General features: G+C 68.2%; 1 protein-coding gene. It reads left to right on the top strand.

Annotated elements, in window-relative coordinates; genetic code table 11:
• Positions 1–2,768: RHS repeat domain-containing protein (locus tag TR50_RS41835; protein WP_160311288.1), on the top strand; the 2,768-nt coding region annotated here is incomplete at both ends.

The raw sequence follows: 2,768 nt of genomic DNA, 5'->3' as shown, positions 1-2,768 counted from the left end.
TTGTGGACCTACCGCAACAACCCGCCCACGCCGACCGGCAACACCGCGGACGCGGACGTCACCAGCTACGGCTTCTCCTACGTTCCTGGCGGCACCAGTTCGACGACCACCGACGCCACCGGCAAGAACACCTGGACCACCACGACCACCGACCTGCTCGGCCACCACATCACCAAGGCTGACCCGGACGTCGGGACCAGCTACACGGTGGAGGACAACGCCGGCCTGCTGGTGCAGACCCAGGACGCCCGCGGCCAGTACCTGTCGTACTACTACGACGCGTTGGGCCGGAAGACCGCCGAGTACAACGCCCAGCGGCCGGACAGTGGTACGCCGGCTGCCTCCACCGAGTTGGCGTCGTGGAGCTATGACACCGCCTCCTCCTCGGACGGCAAGCCGAACCGGGGCCTGCCGGCCGGCTCGACCCGCTACACCGACGGCGGCGTCAACGCCTACACCACCGGCGTCACCGGGTACGACACGGCGGGACGCTCCCTGGGCGACGCGGTGACCATCCCGGCGGCCGACGGCAACGGCGCCCTGGCGGGCACCTACCAGACCAACAACAGCTACACCCCGGTGACCGGCCTGCTCGACCACACCGACCTGCCCGCGGCGGGCGGCCTGCCGGCCGAGACCGTCTACAACTCCTACAACGTCAACGGCCTGCTCCTGGCCGCCGGCGGCAACGCCGACTACGTCGTGGCCACCTCCTACGACCAGGTCGGCCGGATCCTGTCCCGCACCCTGGGCGACTACCCGTACCAGCTGGTCCAGCAGAACCTCTACGACGCCGCGTCCGGCCGGGTGAGCAACACCTTCACCGACACCACCGCCGGCCAGAGCACCGTCAATACGGGCCAGCTCAACACCTACAGCATCGACGACGTCTCCTACACCTACGACGCCGCCGGACAGCTCACCTCCACCGCCGACCTGCAGAACTGGACCGTCTCCGGCTCCTACCAGCCCGGCCCCCAGGCCCGCGACCTCCAGTGCTACACCTACGACTACGCCGGCCGCCTGACCAGCGCCTGGGCCGACAAGGGCGACCAGACCCCGTCCGCCACCACCAACCTCAACAGCCCCACCACCGCCACCGGCGCCCTCGGCTCCTGCGCGTCCTCCACCAGCAACAACCCGCCCGCGAACGCCTCCTCACTCGGCGGCCCTGCGCCCTACTGGCAGAGCTACGGCTTCGACGCAGGCGGCTCCCTGACCGGTGACCGCTCCTCCGTCACCGACCACGACCCGACCGGCAACACCGCCAAGGACACCACCCGCACCTCCACCTACCCGGCGGCGGGAAGCACCGGCCCGAACCTGCTGAGCAGCGTCACCGCCACCGGCGGCACCACCGGCACCGACAGCTACGGCTACGACGCGGCCGGCAACACCACCACCCGCACCCTGGCCGCCGGCCCCAAGCAGACCCTCACCTGGGACCCCGAGGGCCACCTGGCCACCGTCACCGACAGCAGCACCACCCCGGCCACCACATCGAGCTACCTCTACGACGCCGACGGCAACCAACTCATCCGCCGCGACAACGCCCTCACCACCCTCTACCTCGGCTCGACGGAACTCCAACTCAACACCAAGACCGGCGCGATGACCGGCAACCGCTACTACGACTACCCCGGCGCCCCCTCCATCGTCGCCGCGAGCAGCGGCGCGCTCACCTACGAGATCGCCAACAACCAGGGCACCGGCAGCACCACCGTCAACGCCACCACCGGCCAGGTCCTCGCCCGCCGCTACTTCAAGCCCTACGGCGACCCCCGCGGCACCGCCGCCACCACCTGGCCCGACGACCACACCTTCCTCGGCAAAACCACCGACACCTCCACCGCGTTGGTGGACGTCGGAGCACGCAAATACGATCCGACCACCGGCCGCTTCATCTCAGCCGACCCGGTATTCCAGCCCGGTCAACCTCAATCGATCGGTGGCTACGCCTACGCCGGCGACGATCCGGTGAGCAGCTCGGACCCCACGGGCCTGAGCCCCACCTGGCAGCAAATCATCGCTTCCGTGGTGGCAGTGGTCATAGCAGTGGTGACAGCAGTAGTCGCCGCAAACCACTCACATGGCGCCTCGACTCTCTCGGCGTCGGCTTCGTATCAGCCGAAGGAACCGACCTGCAAGCAGGGCTTCCACTACAACGGGCACGGCTGCGGACCGGACGGCGGCGTGGTCACCAGTGGTCTTGCCCAGGGAATCGACCCCACCGGAAAGCGCCCGCTCTTCCCCAGTTCCGACAACCTCTACGATCCGAACCGCTGTGTGGCGGTCTCCGAACAGGACCAGCACTGCCTCTACACCGAGTACACCGAGCCTGCCAACTGGCTCGAGATGGAGAGCAACGGCATCTGCGACGGGATATCCGACGGCATGTGCCAGCTCAACATGATCCCGAATCCGCACCCGAACAATGTCGGTGGAGCCGGAGCGCCGGGGGTCGTCAGCTCGGCGAAAGGTCACATCCCTGACTGGTATCCGAGGCTGATGCACGACATCCAGTACGTGCCGATCATCGGAGATGTGGGTTCGATCACCATGCTTCCCCTCGACGCGGTGCAGGGCAATTCTGATGCAGCGTTCAGTGACGCCTTGGGCCTCATTCCGTTGGTGAAGGACGAAAGCTTTGGAGGCAAGGTTGCCAACGGTCTCGCACACGACCTCATGAGCGTCGTGATGAGCCTCCGCCCCTCGGGCGTCCGGGGCGCCGTGCTACCGCCCCCCGCCGCCCCGCCCCCCCCCCCCCC

Origin of the sequence: Streptacidiphilus anmyonensis, assembly GCF_000787855.1 — a bacterium.
GTDB lineage: Bacteria > Actinomycetota > Actinomycetes > Streptomycetales > Streptomycetaceae > Streptacidiphilus > Streptacidiphilus anmyonensis.
The sequence above is the reverse complement of the archived record's forward strand: the minus strand, read 5'-3'. Positions and strand labels throughout refer to the sequence as shown.